Annotated in this window: 18 protein-coding genes and 1 other RNA gene; 5 read left to right on the top strand and 14 right to left on the bottom strand. The window is 65.1% G+C overall.

Annotation, left to right across the window (positions count from 1 at the left end; translation table 11 throughout):
- Positions 1-173: 173 nt before the first annotated feature.
- Genes ACOYW5_RS20340 through tolQ form a run of 5 tightly spaced genes read right to left on the bottom strand, consistent with a single transcriptional unit; the run spans position 174 to position 4,280 of the window.
- Positions 174-686: a GNAT family N-acetyltransferase gene (locus ACOYW5_RS20340; RefSeq protein ID WP_423066695.1), complete on the bottom strand. Its 513-nt coding sequence runs from the start codon at positions 684-686 to the stop codon at positions 174-176.
- A gap of 8 nt (positions 687-694) precedes the next feature.
- A complete protein-coding gene (tolB, locus tag ACOYW5_RS20335; protein ID WP_423066694.1) occupies positions 695-1,999 on the bottom strand; it encodes a Tol-Pal system beta propeller repeat protein TolB in 1,305 nt (434 codons plus the stop codon).
- 34 nt (positions 2,000-2,033) lie between these two features.
- Entirely contained in the window at positions 2,034-3,113 is a 1,080-nt protein-coding gene (locus ACOYW5_RS20330) for a hypothetical protein (protein WP_423066693.1), read from the bottom strand.
- Between the two features lie 4 nt (positions 3,114-3,117).
- Positions 3,118-3,576 carry a protein TolR gene (tolR, locus tag ACOYW5_RS20325; protein WP_423066692.1) on the bottom strand — a complete coding sequence of 153 codons (459 nt, stop codon included), beginning with the start codon at positions 3,574-3,576 and terminating at the stop codon, positions 3,118-3,120.
- Positions 3,576-4,280 carry a protein TolQ gene (gene tolQ / locus ACOYW5_RS20320; RefSeq protein ID WP_423069519.1) on the bottom strand — a complete coding sequence of 235 codons (705 nt, stop codon included), beginning with the start codon at positions 4,278-4,280 and terminating at the stop codon, positions 3,576-3,578. Before tolQ ends, tolR begins: the two co-directional genes overlap by 1 nt.
- A gap of 290 nt (positions 4,281-4,570) precedes the next feature.
- Between tolQ and ACOYW5_RS20315 the strand changes: the two genes are divergently transcribed.
- Positions 4,571-5,008 (top strand): CHRD domain-containing protein, encoded by a 438-nt coding sequence (locus ACOYW5_RS20315; RefSeq protein ID WP_423066691.1) that lies wholly within the window; start codon positions 4,571-4,573, stop codon positions 5,006-5,008.
- A 113-nt stretch (positions 5,009-5,121) separates the two neighbouring features.
- Here the strand turns inward: ACOYW5_RS20315 and ACOYW5_RS20310 are convergent, their stop codons facing one another.
- Genes ACOYW5_RS20310 through ruvC form a run of 5 tightly spaced genes read right to left on the bottom strand, consistent with a single transcriptional unit; the run spans position 5,122 to position 8,182 of the window.
- Positions 5,122-5,511, bottom strand: a complete 390-nt coding sequence (locus tag ACOYW5_RS20310) for a YbgC/FadM family acyl-CoA thioesterase (RefSeq protein ID WP_423066690.1) — start codon at positions 5,509-5,511, stop codon at positions 5,122-5,124.
- Complete coding sequence (locus ACOYW5_RS20305) at positions 5,508-6,026, bottom strand: NUDIX hydrolase (protein WP_423066689.1); 519 nt, start codon at positions 6,024-6,026, stop codon at positions 5,508-5,510. Before ACOYW5_RS20305 ends, ACOYW5_RS20310 begins: the two co-directional genes overlap by 4 nt.
- Positions 6,026-7,069: a Holliday junction branch migration DNA helicase RuvB gene (gene ruvB, locus ACOYW5_RS20300; RefSeq protein WP_423066688.1), complete on the bottom strand. Its 1,044-nt coding sequence runs from the start codon at positions 7,067-7,069 to the stop codon at positions 6,026-6,028. Before ruvB ends, ACOYW5_RS20305 begins: the two co-directional genes overlap by 1 nt.
- A complete protein-coding gene (gene ruvA / locus ACOYW5_RS20295) occupies positions 7,062-7,682 on the bottom strand; it encodes a Holliday junction branch migration protein RuvA (RefSeq protein ID WP_423066687.1) in 621 nt (206 codons plus the stop codon). The genes ruvB and ruvA overlap by 8 nt, the downstream gene beginning before the upstream one ends.
- Positions 7,679-8,182, bottom strand: coding sequence for a crossover junction endodeoxyribonuclease RuvC (gene ruvC / locus ACOYW5_RS20290; RefSeq protein ID WP_423066686.1), 504 nt, complete (start codon positions 8,180-8,182; stop codon positions 7,679-7,681). Before ruvC ends, ruvA begins: the two co-directional genes overlap by 4 nt.
- 149 nt (positions 8,183-8,331) lie before the next feature.
- Between ruvC and ACOYW5_RS20285 the strand changes: the two genes are divergently transcribed.
- Positions 8,332-9,105: a GGDEF domain-containing protein gene (locus tag ACOYW5_RS20285; protein WP_423066685.1), complete on the top strand. Its 774-nt coding sequence runs from the start codon at positions 8,332-8,334 to the stop codon at positions 9,103-9,105.
- A 92-nt stretch (positions 9,106-9,197) separates the two neighbouring features.
- The gene (locus tag ACOYW5_RS20280) at positions 9,198-9,971 is read left to right on the top strand and encodes a GGDEF domain-containing protein (protein WP_423066684.1); all 774 of its coding nucleotides are present in this window, start codon (positions 9,198-9,200) and stop codon (positions 9,969-9,971) included.
- On the opposite strand, the gene ACOYW5_RS20275 is transcribed toward ACOYW5_RS20280, so the two are convergent.
- Positions 9,972-10,721 carry a YebC/PmpR family DNA-binding transcriptional regulator gene (locus ACOYW5_RS20275; RefSeq protein WP_423066683.1) on the bottom strand — a complete coding sequence of 250 codons (750 nt, stop codon included), beginning with the start codon at positions 10,719-10,721 and terminating at the stop codon, positions 9,972-9,974.
- A gap of 242 nt (positions 10,722-10,963) precedes the next feature.
- Between ACOYW5_RS20275 and ACOYW5_RS20270 the strand changes: the two genes are divergently transcribed.
- Positions 10,964-11,524 (top strand): hypothetical protein, encoded by a 561-nt coding sequence (locus tag ACOYW5_RS20270; RefSeq protein ID WP_423066682.1) that lies wholly within the window; start codon positions 10,964-10,966, stop codon positions 11,522-11,524.
- Here the strand turns inward: ACOYW5_RS20270 and ACOYW5_RS20265 are convergent.
- The 3 genes from ACOYW5_RS20265 to ssrS all read right to left on the bottom strand — a co-directional run bounded on the left by ACOYW5_RS20265 (position 11,521) and on the right by ssrS (position 13,114).
- Positions 11,521-12,342 carry a TIGR00282 family metallophosphoesterase gene (locus ACOYW5_RS20265; protein WP_423066681.1) on the bottom strand — a complete coding sequence of 274 codons (822 nt, stop codon included), beginning with the start codon at positions 12,340-12,342 and terminating at the stop codon, positions 11,521-11,523. The two genes, ACOYW5_RS20270 and ACOYW5_RS20265, sit on opposite strands and share 4 nt — an antisense overlap.
- Positions 12,339-12,932, bottom strand: coding sequence for a 5-formyltetrahydrofolate cyclo-ligase (locus ACOYW5_RS20260; protein WP_423066680.1), 594 nt, complete (start codon positions 12,930-12,932; stop codon positions 12,339-12,341). Before ACOYW5_RS20260 ends, ACOYW5_RS20265 begins: the two co-directional genes overlap by 4 nt.
- A 25-nt stretch (positions 12,933-12,957) precedes the next feature.
- Positions 12,958-13,114, bottom strand: a non-coding RNA gene (ssrS, locus tag ACOYW5_RS20255) — 6S RNA.
- 96 nt (positions 13,115-13,210) lie between these two features.
- Here ssrS and ACOYW5_RS20250 point away from each other — a divergent pair.
- Positions 13,211-14,884: a cation:proton antiporter gene (locus ACOYW5_RS20250; protein ID WP_423066679.1), complete on the top strand. Its 1,674-nt coding sequence runs from the start codon at positions 13,211-13,213 to the stop codon at positions 14,882-14,884.
- Positions 14,885-14,956 lie beyond the last annotated feature (72 nt).

Genomic DNA, 14,956 nt, shown 5'->3' with positions numbered 1-14,956 from the left:
GTGAACTCCTAAACGGACGGATTTGATTGGCGAAGTTTTACCGCCGGTAATCTTAAGGCGGGGTTGTCGCGCTTGGTTAATTGTTGGTGTTTGGGGCGCGAATATGGCCGGAATCCGGGCTTTTCCGTGGTGTTGCCGAACCGCAACCGATGAGCGCGGTCAGCGAGCGACTATTATCCGCGTACATATTCGTACAGCGCGAGTTCACCCTCTTCCGGGTCAAGCTTCTGGCCGGTAAGACGAAATCCGCACTTCTCGAGCAATCCGCGCGACGCGCCGAAGCTCATTGGCGTTTCGGCCGTGATGCGCCGCACGCGCGGATCGCTGAACGCGCCACTCACCAGCTGCCCGACCACCTCGGAACCGATGCCGCGACGGTGGTAGGCCCCGACCAGCGAGTATCCGATCTCGACCTTGCCGTCGGCAACGGGCGGTCCCTTGTAACCGGCCGTGCCGACCAGCGTTTCGGCGCCGTCGACCGACGAGATGACGTAGTAGCCGAGCCACCGCGCCCGCTCAGCGTCCGATCTCAGTTGATCGAGGAACCAGTCACGGACGCCGGCATCGTTGAAGGGTGGCGGCCAGCTTCCCGGCTCCGCCACCTGCAGCATGGCGCAGAGGGCACCGGTTGATCGCGCCTCGGCTTCGAGCAGATCGACCGAAAACCGGACCAGGCGCGTTGCCATTTCGCGGCTTAGCCCCGGAGCGGCGACCAGCTCGGGTCCGACGCGAACGACTCCGTCGTCAAGCTCTGCTCGTTGCGGCCCCAGATATCGATCGACCACAGCCCCGGGCCCGCATCGCCGCCCGGCTCGCGGAAGAACGCGATAACGCGGCTGTTGGGCGCCCAGGTCGGGCCTTCCTGCACCTGGCCGGACGACGACAGGATGCGCTCGCCCGAGCCATCGGGCTTCATCGTGCCGATGTGGAACTGGCCGGCCGACTGGCGGGTGAAGGCGATGAGAGTGCCGTCCGGAGACCAGACTGGCGTCGAATAGGTGCCCTCGCCATAGGAGATGCGCTGTGCGCCACCGCCGGCTGCGCCCATGACATAGAGCTGCGGGCTGCCGCCGCGATCGCTCTCGAAGGCGATGCGCGAGCCATCCGGCGAGTAGCACGGCGACGTATCGATCGCCTGCCCCTCGGTCAGCTGCTGGTAGCCGCCGCCGACGCCGGCCGTGTAGATGTTCGTAGCGCCGCCATTCGACACCGAGAACACCACTGTCGAGCCATCCGGCGCGAAGCGCGGTGCGAACGACATCGGCGCATTGTCGATGAGCTTCTTCGAAGCGCCGCCCAGCCCGGACAGATAGACTTGCGGGTTGCCGTCCTCGTAGGAGGTGTAGACCACATTGTCGCCGTTGGGCGACAGGCGCGGGGTGAGCGTCAGCGCCTTGCCCGAGCTCAGGTACTGCACGTTGAAGCCATCCTGATCCATGATGGCGAGGCGCTTGACGCGGTTGGCCTTGGGGCCGGATTCCGCGACATAGAGGATGCGCGTATCGAAATAGCCCGAGCCGCCGGAGAGCGAGGCGTAGATCGCATCCGAGACGATGTGGGCGATGCGGCGATAGTTCTGCGCATCCGTCTTGTAGGACTTACCCACCACCTGCGCCGAGGCCTGGGTGTCCCAGACGCGCACCTGCGAGGACACTTCCGCGCCGCGCTCCACCGAGCCCATCACCAGCGCATCGACGGTCGCGGCGCGCCAGGTGGCGAAATCGGGCTCGTTCTGCACGTCGCCGACGCGGACCGGCAGTGTCGCCGGATCCATCGGCACGAACAGGCCGGAGCGGCGCAGGTTGTTGCGCACGATCTCGGCAATCTCGGCGCCGAAGGTCGGATCGGACGAGGCGAAATCGGGGATGGCGATCGGCAGCGGGGTGAAGTTACCGCCGGTGACGACGATCTCGACCAGGGCCTGCGAAGGCGTGGCAAGCGCGAAAGCACCGCCGGCAACGCCGAGTTTCAGCGCGTTGCGCCGGGTGATCAGGGGCATGTTACGTCTCCATTCTTTCCGTTGGCGCGTCGCATCAGAACTCGCGCGCCGCGAATTGGGCTCTAACGTCCTGGCCGGCCGCCATCATGTAGGGGCCGCACATCTGTAGCGCACGCGACACGGCGCGCGCGTAGGCATCGTCGATCTGGGTGGCCGGCGTACTCGTCATCTGCGGCCGTGAAGTGATATTGCCATTGGCGTCGATCGTGAATGTGAACTCGGCCCGCGCATCGGCATCTTCGGCACCGGCCGGCAGGTTGATGCAGCTTCGGATCTGCGCCACCAGTGCGCCAATCTCGGAATTGCTGAGCGTCGCGGCCCGGCCGGTTTCCTTGCCGAGGGTCGGCTCACCGCCCTGCCCGGTCGTCGCGCCGCGCGAATCCTCATTATTGATGATGTTGGCAACCTCGTCGGCGAGCTTCTTGGCTTCTTCAGCCCTGGCCTGCTCGATACGCTTCTGCTCTTCGGCAGCCTTCTTCTTCTTTTCCTCGTCGGCCTTCTTCTTGGCGGCCTCGGTCGCGGCCTTTTCCTCGGCCTGCTTCTGCTTCTGCGCTTCCTGCTGCTTCTTGAACTCGGCGCGCTTCTGGTCGAGCGAAGCGGTCCGGGTAAACGGCTTGGGCGCAGATTCGGCCGGATCCGGCGTCACTTCGGGGGTGACCACAGGAGTCGGCTCGGGCGTTGGTTCAGGCTCTGGCGTGGGTTCGGGCTCGGGGGCGGGTTCGGGACGCGCTGCAGGCTCCGGTGGCGCGACTTCCGGCTCCGGCTCGGGAGCGGGCTCCGGGGCCGCCTCGGGCGCAGGAGCGGTATTCTCGGTCGGAGCCGGCGTCACCTTCTCGTTGTCGGCCGGTGTGGGCTGGTCTTCCTGCGTGTTGCCGGTCGGCTGCGCAATCTCGGCCGGCGTCTCGGACTGCGTGACGGATGGCGCCTCGGTCTCGACGATCTCGCTCTCGAGCGAGCCCATGCGGATATTGGCAAACTCCGAGATCGGGACGAGATCCACGGCGATGGATTCGACGGGTACGGCATCAATCGGCCGCCCCATGCCAATGCCCACGATCGCCAAGGCGATCAGTGCGACATGTGCGGTAGCGGAAACCGTGAACCCCGTGCGCATCAGCTCACTGGTCCTGTTGCGCCTGTTCCGTGATCAGCCCGATCTTGGAGTAGCCGGCGCCCGAAAGCGCCCCCATGACCTGCATCACCGAGCCATAGTTGGCGGCGAGGTCGCCGCGCACATAGATGCGATCCTCGGTGCCGTTGGCGGCCTGCGCCGCAACCTGGGTCACGAGATCGTCGAGCGCCACCGGCGCGTCACCGAGGAAGATGCCGCCGTCATTGGTCACCGAGACGGTGATCGGCTTCTGTTCGGTGTTGAGTTGCTTCGCCTGTGTCTTGGGCAGCTCGATCGGCACGCCGACAGTCATCAGCGGCGCCGCCACCATGAAGACGATCAGCAGCACCAGCATCACGTCGACCATCGGCGTGACGTTGATCTCGCTCATCGGCTTGTTGCCGCCGCCACGGCGCCGTCCGCGCCTTCGGCCACCGCCGCCTCCGCCAGAAACTGCCATTGCCATTATCGGGCACCCCGGGCTTCGAGCTGGCGGGACAGGATCGTCGAGAACTCGTCGGCAAAACCCTCGAGCCGGCCGATCAACTTGTTCGCATCACCCGAGAGCTTGTTGTAGGCGATAACCGCCGGGATAGCCGCGAGCAGGCCCAGCGCAGTCGCGAACAGGGCCTCGGCGATCGGGCCCGCGACCACCGAGAGGTTGGTGCTCGAAGCGGCCGAGATGGCCGTGAATGCGTTCATGATGCCCCATACCGTGCCAAAGAGGCCAATGAAGGGCGAGGCCGAGCCGACAGTGGCGAGGAAGCCGAGGCGCTTCTCCAGCGCTTCGCTTTCCCGCGAAATCGCGACATCCAGCACCTTGTCGAGACGGCCCTGCATGCCGATGAACGACGACGCGTTCTGCTCGTGGCTGCGCTTCCATTCCTTCATCGCGGCGACGAAGACGGCACCGAGGCCCGGCGACGGTCGTTCGCTCATCTGCTGGTAGAGCTCTTCCAGCGACTGGCCCGACCAGAACACGCGCTCGAACTTGTTCATCTCGCCTTTGACGCGGCCGTAGAGCATCGTCTTGTCGACGATGATCGCCCAGCACCAGACCGAGGCGGCGAGCAGCCCGACCATCACGGTTTTTACGACGAGGTCGGCCTGCCAGAACAGCGCCCAGATCGATAGGTCGGCATGCGGAGCGACCGTGCCGACGGCATCCATGGCTTCCATGTAAGGGTCCTTCTCAGTCCGGCCACGACGACCGAATCCTGATGTCGGGTCGATGCGGTCCAAATTTGTCAAATTTAAGAGAAAAGCCCGGAATTCCGGACCTTTGGCAGCGCGGAGGATGCCCTGCCTTACTTATGGTCAAGGAGGTGTTAACAAAGCGATTCCTCGCGTGAGCGTGATCGCGTCACATCGGCGCATGGCAACCATGCGCGTCCGAGTTCGTTTCGATACGCCCGCAGCCCGGGGCTCGCTGGCGGGCAAATCGAACGGAGGAGTCTCTTATGCGATATCTGACAACCACCCTCATGGCGGCAACGGCCGCCCTTGCCTTTTCGATGACGCCTGCCCTCGCCGAAATGGTGAAGTTCAGCGCCGACCTGACCGGCGCCGCCGAAGTCCCGGCCACCGACAGCGCCGGTACCGGCAAGGTGGAAGCCACCCTCGACACCGACACCAAGGTATTCACTTGGACCATCACCTACGAAGGCCTGAGTGGTGAGGCGACTGCCGCCCACTTCCATGGCCCAGCCGCCGAGGGAGCCAATGCTGGCCCGGTCGTGCCCATCGAGGGTGCACTGACGAGCCCGATCGCCGGCAACGCGACTCTGACCGACGACCAGGTGACCCAGTTGCAGGGCAGCCAGTGGTACTTCAACATCCACACGGCCAAGTTCCCTGACGGCGAACTCCGCGGCCAGGTGAAGCCCGCTGCGATGTAATGAGGCACCGGCCCATTTAATCCTCCCCCGCGGGGCGGGGGAGGGGGACCAGCGAAGCTGGTGGAGGGGGCCTTCGGCAAGCGACAAAGGCCGCTCATCTCGAGCGGGCCTTGCTATCTCAGTAGCGCCATCAGGTCGCGGGGCATGCGCGCGACGCCGCCGCTGGTCCTGATGGCCACGACCTGCACCTCGGCGCGCGTGATCTCCACCCCATCGCGGCTGATCGACTGCACGAGGTTGAGCCGCGCCGGCGTCACCGAGGCCACTTCCGTCGCGACCTCGAGCAGGTCGTCAATATGCGCCGCCGCCTTGAAATCGATGCTCATCGACCGCACCGCAAAGGCGATGCCGTCCTTCACCAGCTCCGAATGATGCACCCCGCGCTCGCGCAAGAACTCCGTCCGCGCCCGCTCGAAGAAATGGAGATAGGCCGCGTGGTAGACATTGCCCGAAAAGTCGGTGTCTTCGTAGTAGACGCGGGCGGTGAACGTGCTGCTGGTCATGCCGGTTCACGGTCGAGCAGGTGGACCGTCGTTGTCGGCAGGTTCCCGAGGCGGGTCCTGAGCGGCTCCGGGTAGAACGTGTGGGCTGCCAGTGCCTCCGGCGTCGCCGGCACCCAGCGATACTCCATCTCCACGCTGCCTTCGTAGCAGCGGTGACAAACATCGGTCTCGTGGTATGGGAAATCGTCCGCCACCTCGATGCTGTAGTAGAGCCCAACCTCGTGAAACTGCTGCGATTTTTCTGGAAAGAACGACTCGATCACGAAAGCCAGCGGGCCGACCTCCACCCGCCGTTCGAACTCTTCCTGCATCTCCCGCACCAGCGTCTCGATGCTTGCTTCGCCCTGCTCGATCCGACCGCCCGGCAGGAACGTGCCGTAACCGCCGGAAATGTTCTGTATGAGCACCCGCCCATTCCGGAGCGCGATCGCCGCGGCCCGCATCTGGAAGCGCAACGGGCCGTCATCGAAGCAGACCATGCTGTCGTGGCGAATGACCCGGCGGTGTTCAACCATTAGCCTTCACCCTCCGGCTCTTCGAACAGGCTGCCCTGCATTCCAACAAATCCCTGCGGGACACCCAGCCCGAGGTGCTGGAAGGCAAGCGCCGTCAGCATGCGTCCGCGCGGCGTGCGCTGGATGAAGCCCTGCTGGATCAGGTAGGGCTCGACGATCTCCTCGAGCGCATCCCGCGGCTCGCTGAGCGCTGCGGCAATGGTCTCGATACCCACCGGACCGCCGCCGTAGAAATCCGCGATGACCTTGAGGTAGCGCCGGTCGAGCTGGTCGAGCCCGCGCGCATCGACATCAAGCCGCAGCAGGGCCTTGTCGGCCACCGAACGGGTAATCTCTTTCGCGCCGTCGACCAGCGCAAAATCGGTGACCCGGCGCAACAACCTTCCGGCAATACGCGGCGTACCGCGCGACCGGCGCGCCACTTCCATCGCGCCGTCCGACGCCATCGGCGTACCGAGCAGCCGCGCCCCACGCTCGACGATCTTCACCAGTTCGTCCGGCGTGTAGAAATTGAGCCGGATCGGAATGCCGAATCGGTCGCGCAGCGGCGTGGTCAAGAGGCCCGCGCGCGTCGTCGCGCCGATCAGGGTGAATTTCGCGAGATCGATCCGCACCGACCGCGCCGCCGGCCCCTCACCGATGATCAGGTCGAGCTGGTAGTCCTCCATCGCCGGATAGAGGATTTCCTCGATCGCCGGATTGAGCCGGTGGATCTCGTCGATGAACAGCACGTCGCGCTCTTCGAGATTGGTCAGCAGCGCCGCAAGGTCGCCCGCCTTGGCGATCACCGGACCCGAAGTCGCGCGAAAGCCCACGCCAAGCTCGCGCGCCACGATCTGCGCCAGGGTGGTCTTGCCCAGCCCCGGCGGCCCGACAAACAGCACGTGATCAAGCGCCGCCCCCCGGTGCTTTGCCGCCTTGATGAACACCTCAAGATTGGCCCGCGCCTCGGCTTGCCCGATGAATTCGGAAAAACCGGACGGGCGGAGTGAGACGTCGAGCGGGTCGTCACGGCCGGCAGCGGCGGAGGTGAGGTTAGCCATTGCTCAATTCCCTGAGCCCGAGCCGGATCAGCTTGTCCGTCGCCACCCCGTCGCCTTCCTTCCCGACCACGCGCGCGATCGCGGCCGAAGCCTGGGCGCTCGAGTAGCCGAGGTTGACGAGAGCCGAGACCGCATCGGTCACGTTGCCCGAAGCCACCCCTTCGCCCAACGCCGCCTGCAGCCCGAGCGTGCCGGCATCCACCGTGCCGCCCAACGGCCCCTTGCCCTTGAGCTCGGTGACGATGCGCACTGCGAGCTTGGGGCCGACACCATTGGCGCGACCGACCATCGCCTTGTCCTGCAGCGCGATGGCGCTCGAGAGTTCGGACGGGCCGAGGGTCGAGAGGATCGAGAGGGCGACGCGCGCGCCTACCCCCTGCACCGTCATCAGCACGGTGAACCAGGCCTTCTCGGCCTCGGTGAAGAAGCCGTAGAGCCGGATCATGTCCTCACGCACGATCGTCTCGATATGAACGACCGCGGCGTGCCCGACCTGCGGCAGGGCCGCGATGGTCTTCGATGAGCAGTGCACCTCATAGACCACGCCGTTCACATCGACATGGACGAAATCGTCGCCAAAACCGTCGATGAGGCCCTTGAGCTTGCCGATCATGCGATGGCCCGGAGCTGGCGGATGGCGCGGTGGTGGGCATGGCAGACGGCGATGGCCAGCGCATCGGCTGCGTCGGCGCCCTTGAAGCTCGCCGTCGGCAGGAGGATCTTGATCATCATCTGCACCTGGCCCTTTTCAGCATGTCCCGTGCCGACCACGGATTTCTTGATGAGGTTGGCGGCATATTCTCCAACCGGCAGACCACGTAAGGCCGGCGTCATCAACACCACGCCACGCGCCTGGCCCAGCTGCAGCGCCGAACGCGCGCCGGCCGAAACGAACGTCTCCTCGACCGCCGCCTCGTCTGGCGTGAATTCGTCGAGCACAGCCACGATACCGCGGTGCAGTTCGACCAGCCGGTCCGCCAGCAGCCCGTCCGTCGGGGGCGTGATGGTGCCGCAGGCAACGAACCCCAGCCGGTTGCCGGTGCTTTCGATGACCCCCCAGCCACAGCGCCTGAGCCCGGGGTCGATGCCGATGATTCGCACGGTTTCCGCCATGTCTGAGCTTTAGGACAACGTCCCCAACCTACCAAGCGCTTTGTGAACGAAACGGAAACACGGCTGTGAATGGAAGCGAAGTGATCGGTCGCATTAAGGGCAGTGCAAGCATTGGTCCGTATGCCGGTTCCATTCATCGGGGGACGCGGATGAACAAGGTCAGATTGACCAGGGTCGCCTGGGCCGGCGTATGGCGCCGCACGTTGGGCATCCTTGCCCTTTCGACGCTCGGCTCGTGGGTCGTTTCCGAACTGATCATGTTCGCGCTCGGCCAGGGCATGAACGATGTCGGCATGGTGCTGGCACTGAGCATGCCCACGGTGCTCGGGGGCCCGATCCTCTTCTACCTGCAGATCAAGTCGGCACAGTTGTCCGAGGCTAATCGCCGGCTCGAAACCCTTGCCTCGACCGACTGGCTAACCGGTGTCCTCAACCGGCGCTCGTTCACCTCGCAGGTCGGGCGGGCGCTGGACCGCAACGGCGGCGGCGCGCTGCTCGTGCTCGATGCCGACCACTTCAAGACCATCAACGACCGCTTCGGCCACGAGCGCGGCGACGAAGTGCTGCAGATGCTCGCCGGAGCGATCCGTGACGGCGTGCGCGAGAACGATTTCGTCGGCCGGCTCGGCGGCGAGGAGTTCGGCGTGTTCCTCCATGGCGCGGGCTTTGAGTCCGCTTGGCAGACGGCCGAGCGCATCCGCACCGGGGTGAATGCCCTGTTCGTCACCTCCGAAGGCGTGGCACAGCGCCTGTCGGTCAGTATCGGCGGCGCCGTGGCCGGAGCCGACAGCAGCTTCTCGCAGCTGTTCCGCAGTGCCGACGAGCGCCTCTACAGTGCCAAGCACGCCGGCCGCAACCGGGTGGAACTGGGCGGCAGCCTCGACGAGGAAGCCGTCGCGGCACTGACGGCCGCCATCAGCTGAGCCGTTGGCTAAAATCCGACCCAACCCCTTGAGGTGATCTCAACTCCACATGCCTAGCCTCCACCGCTCTTTCGACCGGCGGAGTATGCGCGTTGGACTTTTCGCCCACCGGCTGGGGTCGCGTGATCCTGTGGACGGCACTCGGCGCAATCGGCTGCGTCGCCGTCGCCCTGTTCATCGATCAGTTCAACTTCCCGAGCCTTTCGCCGGACCAGCTGACCCGCGCAGTAGCGACCGACATCGCCGTACCCTTGCTGCTGGCTGTGCCGATCCTGTTCTTCCTGCTAAGCAAGCTGCGCGAACTCGCCGTCGCCCACGAACAGTTACGCCGCCACGCCGCGACCGATGCGCTCACGAACCTCCTCAATCGCAGCGCCTTCACGCGCGAGGTGGAGGAAGAGCTGGCGGATGCCCGCTTCGCATCCGATGGCGCACGCGGCTCGCTGCTGGTTATCGACGCGGACAACTTCAAGCGCATCAACGATACCTACGGGCACGAGCACGGCGATGCGGCCCTGCAGATGATCGCCCGTGCCATCCGCAGCGTGCTGCGCGCGGCCGATCGTGTCGGACGCATCGGCGGCGAGGAGTTCGCGGTGTTCCTGCCCGGCACCAGCCTTCTCGTCGCCGAGGCCGTGGCCGAACGGCTGAGGCTCGCGGTGTTCGCCATCGAGTTCCGTCCCGAGGATCGCCGGCACCAGTTGACGGTCAGCATCGGCGGCGCGGTCTACGACCGTTACCTGCCATTCGCCGAGCTGTTCCGCCTCGCCGACCAGCGGCTCTATGCCGCAAAGCAAAATGGCCGAAACTGCGTCGCAGTCTCGTCCATCACGCACTATGAAACTTTGCCGGCCGCCGCTGCCTGATCAGGCGGCGTCGATTTTGGCCATGTCTTCGTCGGAAATATCGAAGTTCGAATAGACGTTCTGCACGTCGTCATCTTCCTCGAGGATGCTGATCAGGCGCAGCAGCGAGGCGCCCTTTTCGGCATCGACCGGCACTTCGTTCTGCGGCTTGAAGATGAACTTGGCCGATTCCGCCTCGCCCAGCACCTTCTCGAGCGCGGCCGCGACTTCATTCAGGGATTCGAACGAGGTGTAGATCCAGTGGCCTTCCTCGTCGCTCTCGACGTCGTCGGCGCCGGCTTCGATCGCCGCCTCCATCACCTTGTCTTCCGAACCCACAGTCGCCGGATAGAAGATTTCGCCGACGCGGTCGAACATGAAGCCGACCGAGTTGGTTTCGCCCAGGGCTCCGCCGTTCTTGGAGAAGGTCGAACGCACGTTCGATGCGGTGCGGTTGCGATTGTCGGTCAGCGCCTCGACGATGACAGCCACACCACCCGGGCCATAGCCCTCGTAGCGGATCTCGTCGTAGTTCTCGCCGTCATTGCCCGCCGCCTTCTTGATGGCGCGGTCGATATTGTCGCGCGGCATCGACTGCGCGCGGGCGTTCTGCACCGCAAGGCGAAGCCGGGCGTTGAACGCCGGGTCGGGCATGCCGAGCTTGGCCGCCACGGTGATTTCACGAGCGAGCTTCGAAAAGACCTTGGAGCGCGCCGCGTCGGACTTGCCTTTGCGGTGCATGATGTTCTTGGCATGCGAATGGCCGGCCATGCGGTCACCCCCTCATTCACGGACAGACGAAGTTTGGCGCGCCTTATACGGGCGGTGGCGGCAATTGTGAAGGTGGGGTGGAACGGCGGTTGCCATCGGCGGTATCACAGGAATAGATCCGTTCAATCAGCGAAATTGATGACGTGAACCCGCGATAAATGTGGATATCAGCGCCAGTTCAGGTGGCCGAATGCATTTTCCCGCCCATCAACCCGGCATGGGGGCCGGCAGGAGAGCTTGAGATGAATGTACTTAAGGCAATTTGCGCGGCCGTTACGGCTGCAATCGTGATCGCCGGCCTATCACCGGCCTTGGCCCAGACGCGCGACACACGGCCGGAGCCCGAACGGCCACGCACCGAGAACAATGGCGGCGGCACCTCGGATCAGATAGGCGAGCCTTTCTTCCCGGGCGAAGGCGTCGACTACGATCCTGTCGGCGACATAGGCTTCCCGGGTAAGCGCGCCGTCGACCTATCGTTCGTGTGCAACGTGGTTCGCCCGACCCACAACGACCTCGCTATCAAACTGCACAACGACGGCAACGTGACGATCCCCAAGGGAACCGAGATCGTCTTCCAGCTGCCGACCGGCGAATGGTGGAGCTACATAGTCCCCGAAGCCTGGGAGCCGGGTACAGCCCTCTTGATCCCGCTCCAGGGCATGAGCCCCGAATTCAACGCGCACTATCAAGGCAACAGCCCTACCCTCGACCTCGACTGCAAGAACGAGAAGGTCCGCCTCGGGCCGAGGGGGCCTAAAGACCCCGAAGACAACGGGCCGCCCAAGCCTGTCGGCTACTAGGACCCGAACGCCGGTTCAACCTGGGCCAGCGTGCCGCCCACCCGGAGTGGCGACACATAGGTGACGAGACCGGTCTTCGGATCGGTCTCGATCGCCACGCCCGAGAGCGTTGCTTCGCCCTCCGCCGGGGTGAAGCGGCCATTGGCGATGCCGGTGAGAAACCGGTTGAGCGGCTCCTCCATGTCGACGCCGATCACCGAATCGTAGTCGCCGCACATGCCCGCATCGGCCATCAGCGCCGTGCCGCCACGCAGGATCCGGTGGTCGGATGTCGGGATGTGGGTATGCGTGCCGACGACGAGGCTCACCTTGCCATCGAGGAAATGGCCCATGGCCTGGATTTCCGACGTCGCCTCGGTGTGGAAATCGACGACGATGGCATCGGCCTGCTCGCCGAGCGGACAGGCGGCGACTGCAGCCTCGACGGCGCGGAACGGGTCGTCGACCGGGTTCATGAACACCCGGCCCTGGGCCTGGACGACGAGCACTCGATAGCCGCCCCGGCTCTCGAACAGGTTGGCGCCACGCCCCGGCGTTCCCGGGGCGAAATTGATGGGACGGATCAGCGTCGACTCGCGCGCGATGTAGCTGATGGTGTCGCGCTGGTCGAACGCATGGTCGCCCAGCGTCACCACATCGGCCCCACCAGCGCGGATTTCGTTGAAATGCGGCTCGGTCAGCCCACGTCCGTGGCTGGCATTCTCGCCATTGACCACGACGAAATCGAACCGGTGCTTCTCGATGAGACCCGGAAGCCGATCGGTAATGGCGTCCCGGCCGGACTTGCCGACCACGTCGCCCAAGAACAGTAGTCTCACGAGGCAGGTGCCTTTTCGAAGTTGCGGACACCCGTTTCGGTGACGATCGCATCGAGCGGAACGTCATGCGCCTCGCGCGGGATATGGTCGACCTCCTGCAGGGCGAAGGCGAAGCCGATGAGGCGCGGGCGCTTTTGCAGCGACGCGAGGGTACGGTCATAATAGCCGCCGCCATAGCCGAGGCGTGTCCCGTGCTTGTCGAAGCCAAGCAGCGGCATCAGGATCACGTCCGGCGCCGCGCGCGGTGCTTCCTCGGGAGGCGCGAGAGTACCAAAGCCAGCCTCGTAGAGCGGCGCCCCGTCCTGCCAGAGGCGCAACTCGAGCGGCTGCTCGTCGCCGAGAACGACCGGGAGGCAGACCGGCTGGCCGGCATCCATCAGCCGCGCGATCACCGACTTCACGTCCATCTCGTCGCGTATCGGCCAGTAGCCAGCGACGACCTCGTTGTTGGCGATCGGCACGCTGTCGAAGAAGTGCCGCGCCGCCTCTGCCGCCGCTTCGCTGCGCAGCGAAGGATGGAAGGCGGCTCGCTTCTTGTGCGCCGCAGCGCGGAGCGCGGCTTTCGCCTCTTCGATCGTTGCGTCGCTCATCGGGACCAAGGGGAACGCCGAGAAATCAGGTGCCGCCCTGGCCGTGGGATACAGATCCTGGGAACCTACTTACGTAGGTGGGCGCCGTATGTCCGAACCCACGGGTCCGGTCAGGTACAGCTCCCTTAAGGATCAGTACGGCCCCAGGGAAATAAGATCCAACACGCGCCGGGCAGCCCTCACAATATAGGGTCGCGCACCACTCAACGCCAAGCGCTTCTTTCCTTTTCCCCGCTTCTGCCCATATGACCGCAAATGGGTAAGGGCCGGGGACGCTGATGGCTTCACAAATTCTGATCGTGATGATTGCAGCCATTGCCGTGGCCATCTGGGCCGAAGGCCGCAACATCCAGGCGCCGCTGCTGCTCGCGCTGGTCGGCCTCGCCGCCTCGTTCCTGCCCTTCCTGCCGCGGCTCGAGCTCGAACCCGAGATCATCCTTACTGTGGTGCTGCCGCCCCTGCTCTACTCGGCGGCGAGCGAGCTCTCCTTCGACAGCTTCCTTAAGCGGCTTGGCTCGATCGTGAACCTCGGCGTCGTTCTCGTGCTCGTCACCACCACAGTCGTCGGTGCCGTCGCCGCGGCCGTAATCCCTGGGCTACCGATCGCTGCTGCAACTGTCCTCGCCGCCGTGGTCTCCCCGCCTGATGCCGTGACCGCCACCGCGGTAGGCCGCAAGCTCGGCCTGCCCGGCCGGATGATGACCGTGCTCAAGGGCGAGAGCCTTATCAACGATGCCGCCGCGCTGACCCTCTTCGCCTTCGCTACGGCGACGATCACCGGCACGCACCTCCTGATCGAGAACCGTTTCCTCTACTTCGGCTACGCGGCCGTGGTCGGCATCCTCGTCGGCGTCGCGATCGGCATGCTGGTCCATCGGGTCCGCGTGCGGCTGACCAATGCCTCGCTCAGCACCGTGGTCTCGGTGCTGGTGCCATTCGCGGCCTACTTGATTGCCGAGGAGTTGGGTGCGTCCGGTGTTCTCGCCGTCGTCGCGGCCGGTTTTGCCAACGGGCACAATGCATCCGAAGCAAACTACGAGGCCCGCATCCAGGAGCGGCAGTTCTGGCGCACTGCGGACTCGCTGCTCGAGGCCTTCGTCTTCGCCTATATCGGGCTGCAGCTGCGCTTCGTCATCCAGGACGCCCAGGAGGCCGGCTTCGACCTGATCCAGCTCTTCCTGCTCTCGGGTATTGTCCTGTTGGCCGTTATCCTCGTGCGCATCGCGTGGGTCTTCGGCACGGCTCTCCTGTTCCGCTGGCGTCGCAGGCGCGCGCTGGAGGGGCTCGAGCGGAGGCGCGCCGCCCCCCGGGAGCCCGCACGAACTGGACGGGCCGGTCGGCGCCAACGCGGCGGCTTCGATATTCCCGAGCCGTTCAGCTGGAAGGAAAACCTCGTCATCGGCTGGACCGGGATGCGCGGCGTGGTGACCCTCGCTGCGGCCGCCGGTATTCCGCTGACGACACTGGCCGGCGAAGCCTTCCCCGGTCGCGACGCGATCCAGGTGGTCGCCTTCACGGTCACCATCGGCACGCTGCTGATCCAGGGCCTGACCCTGCCCTGGCTGATCAAGGCTCTCGGCATCAACGATCCCAAAGAGGCCAAGTATCGCGAAGAGCAGCACAGGCTCGCCCACCGGATCGCCGACCAGGCGGGCCGCGAAGCGCTCGCCCGGTACCGCGACGAGCACGCCGACCCGGCAGCCAGGAGCGCCGCCGACCAGATGCTCCGCAGGTCCGACTTCCGGGACGAGGCTCAGCGCCAATCGAGCGCCGAACATGACCGGCTGGTGCTGGAGCTCGGGCGTACCTTCCTCGATGCCCGCCGCACTGCCCTGATCAAGGCCCGCGACGACCGCCAACTCGACGATGAGGTGCTGCGCGAGATCATGGAAGATCTCGACCTGCAGCAGGCGGTACTCGCCAACTGGCAGCCGGGGCGATTCAGCGGATAAGGCCGTTCGGCGAATGCCGACGAAACTTTGCCAAACTTCAACATCGCGTTGCGCTTGATCGATGACTGCAAG

It is taken from the genome of Devosia sp. CN2-171, assembly GCF_049354815.1.
Lineage (GTDB): Bacteria > Pseudomonadota > Alphaproteobacteria > Rhizobiales > Devosiaceae > Devosia_A.
This window is presented reverse-complemented; position numbering and strand designations above follow the sequence as displayed.

What these genes read in the sequence shown, in the direction of transcription:
- ACOYW5_RS20340 (WP_423066695.1), bottom strand. Translation starts at nt 686, where the DNA reads ATGGCAACGCGCCTGGTCCGGTTTTCGGTCGATCTGCTCGAAGCCGAG.
- tolB (WP_423066694.1), bottom strand. Translation starts at nt 1,999, where the DNA reads ATGCCCCTGATCACCCGGCGCAACGCGCTGAAACTCGGCGTTGCCGGC.
- ACOYW5_RS20330 (WP_423066693.1), bottom strand. Translation starts at nt 3,113, where the DNA reads ATGCGCACGGGGTTCACGGTTTCCGCTACCGCACATGTCGCACTGATC.
- tolR (WP_423066692.1), bottom strand. Translation starts at nt 3,576, where the DNA reads ATGGCAATGGCAGTTTCTGGCGGAGGCGGCGGTGGCCGAAGGCGCGGA.
- tolQ (WP_423069519.1), bottom strand. Translation starts at nt 4,280, where the DNA reads ATGGATGCCGTCGGCACGGTCGCTCCGCATGCCGACCTATCGATCTGG.
- ACOYW5_RS20315 (WP_423066691.1), top strand. Translation starts at nt 4,571, where the DNA reads ATGCGATATCTGACAACCACCCTCATGGCGGCAACGGCCGCCCTTGCC.
- ACOYW5_RS20310 (WP_423066690.1), bottom strand. Translation starts at nt 5,511, where the DNA reads ATGACCAGCAGCACGTTCACCGCCCGCGTCTACTACGAAGACACCGAC.
- ACOYW5_RS20305 (WP_423066689.1), bottom strand. Translation starts at nt 6,026, where the DNA reads ATGGTTGAACACCGCCGGGTCATTCGCCACGACAGCATGGTCTGCTTC.
- ruvB (WP_423066688.1), bottom strand. Translation starts at nt 7,069, where the DNA reads ATGGCTAACCTCACCTCCGCCGCTGCCGGCCGTGACGACCCGCTCGAC.
- ruvA (WP_423066687.1), bottom strand. Translation starts at nt 7,682, where the DNA reads ATGATCGGCAAGCTCAAGGGCCTCATCGACGGTTTTGGCGACGATTTC.
- ruvC (WP_423066686.1), bottom strand. Translation starts at nt 8,182, where the DNA reads ATGGCGGAAACCGTGCGAATCATCGGCATCGACCCCGGGCTCAGGCGC.
- ACOYW5_RS20285 (WP_423066685.1), top strand. Translation starts at nt 8,332, where the DNA reads ATGAACAAGGTCAGATTGACCAGGGTCGCCTGGGCCGGCGTATGGCGC.
- ACOYW5_RS20275 (WP_423066683.1), bottom strand. Translation starts at nt 10,721, where the DNA reads ATGGCCGGCCATTCGCATGCCAAGAACATCATGCACCGCAAAGGCAAG.
- ACOYW5_RS20270 (WP_423066682.1), top strand. Translation starts at nt 10,964, where the DNA reads ATGAATGTACTTAAGGCAATTTGCGCGGCCGTTACGGCTGCAATCGTG.
- ACOYW5_RS20260 (WP_423066680.1), bottom strand. Translation starts at nt 12,932, where the DNA reads ATGAGCGACGCAACGATCGAAGAGGCGAAAGCCGCGCTCCGCGCTGCG.
- ACOYW5_RS20250 (WP_423066679.1), top strand. Translation starts at nt 13,211, where the DNA reads ATGGCTTCACAAATTCTGATCGTGATGATTGCAGCCATTGCCGTGGCC.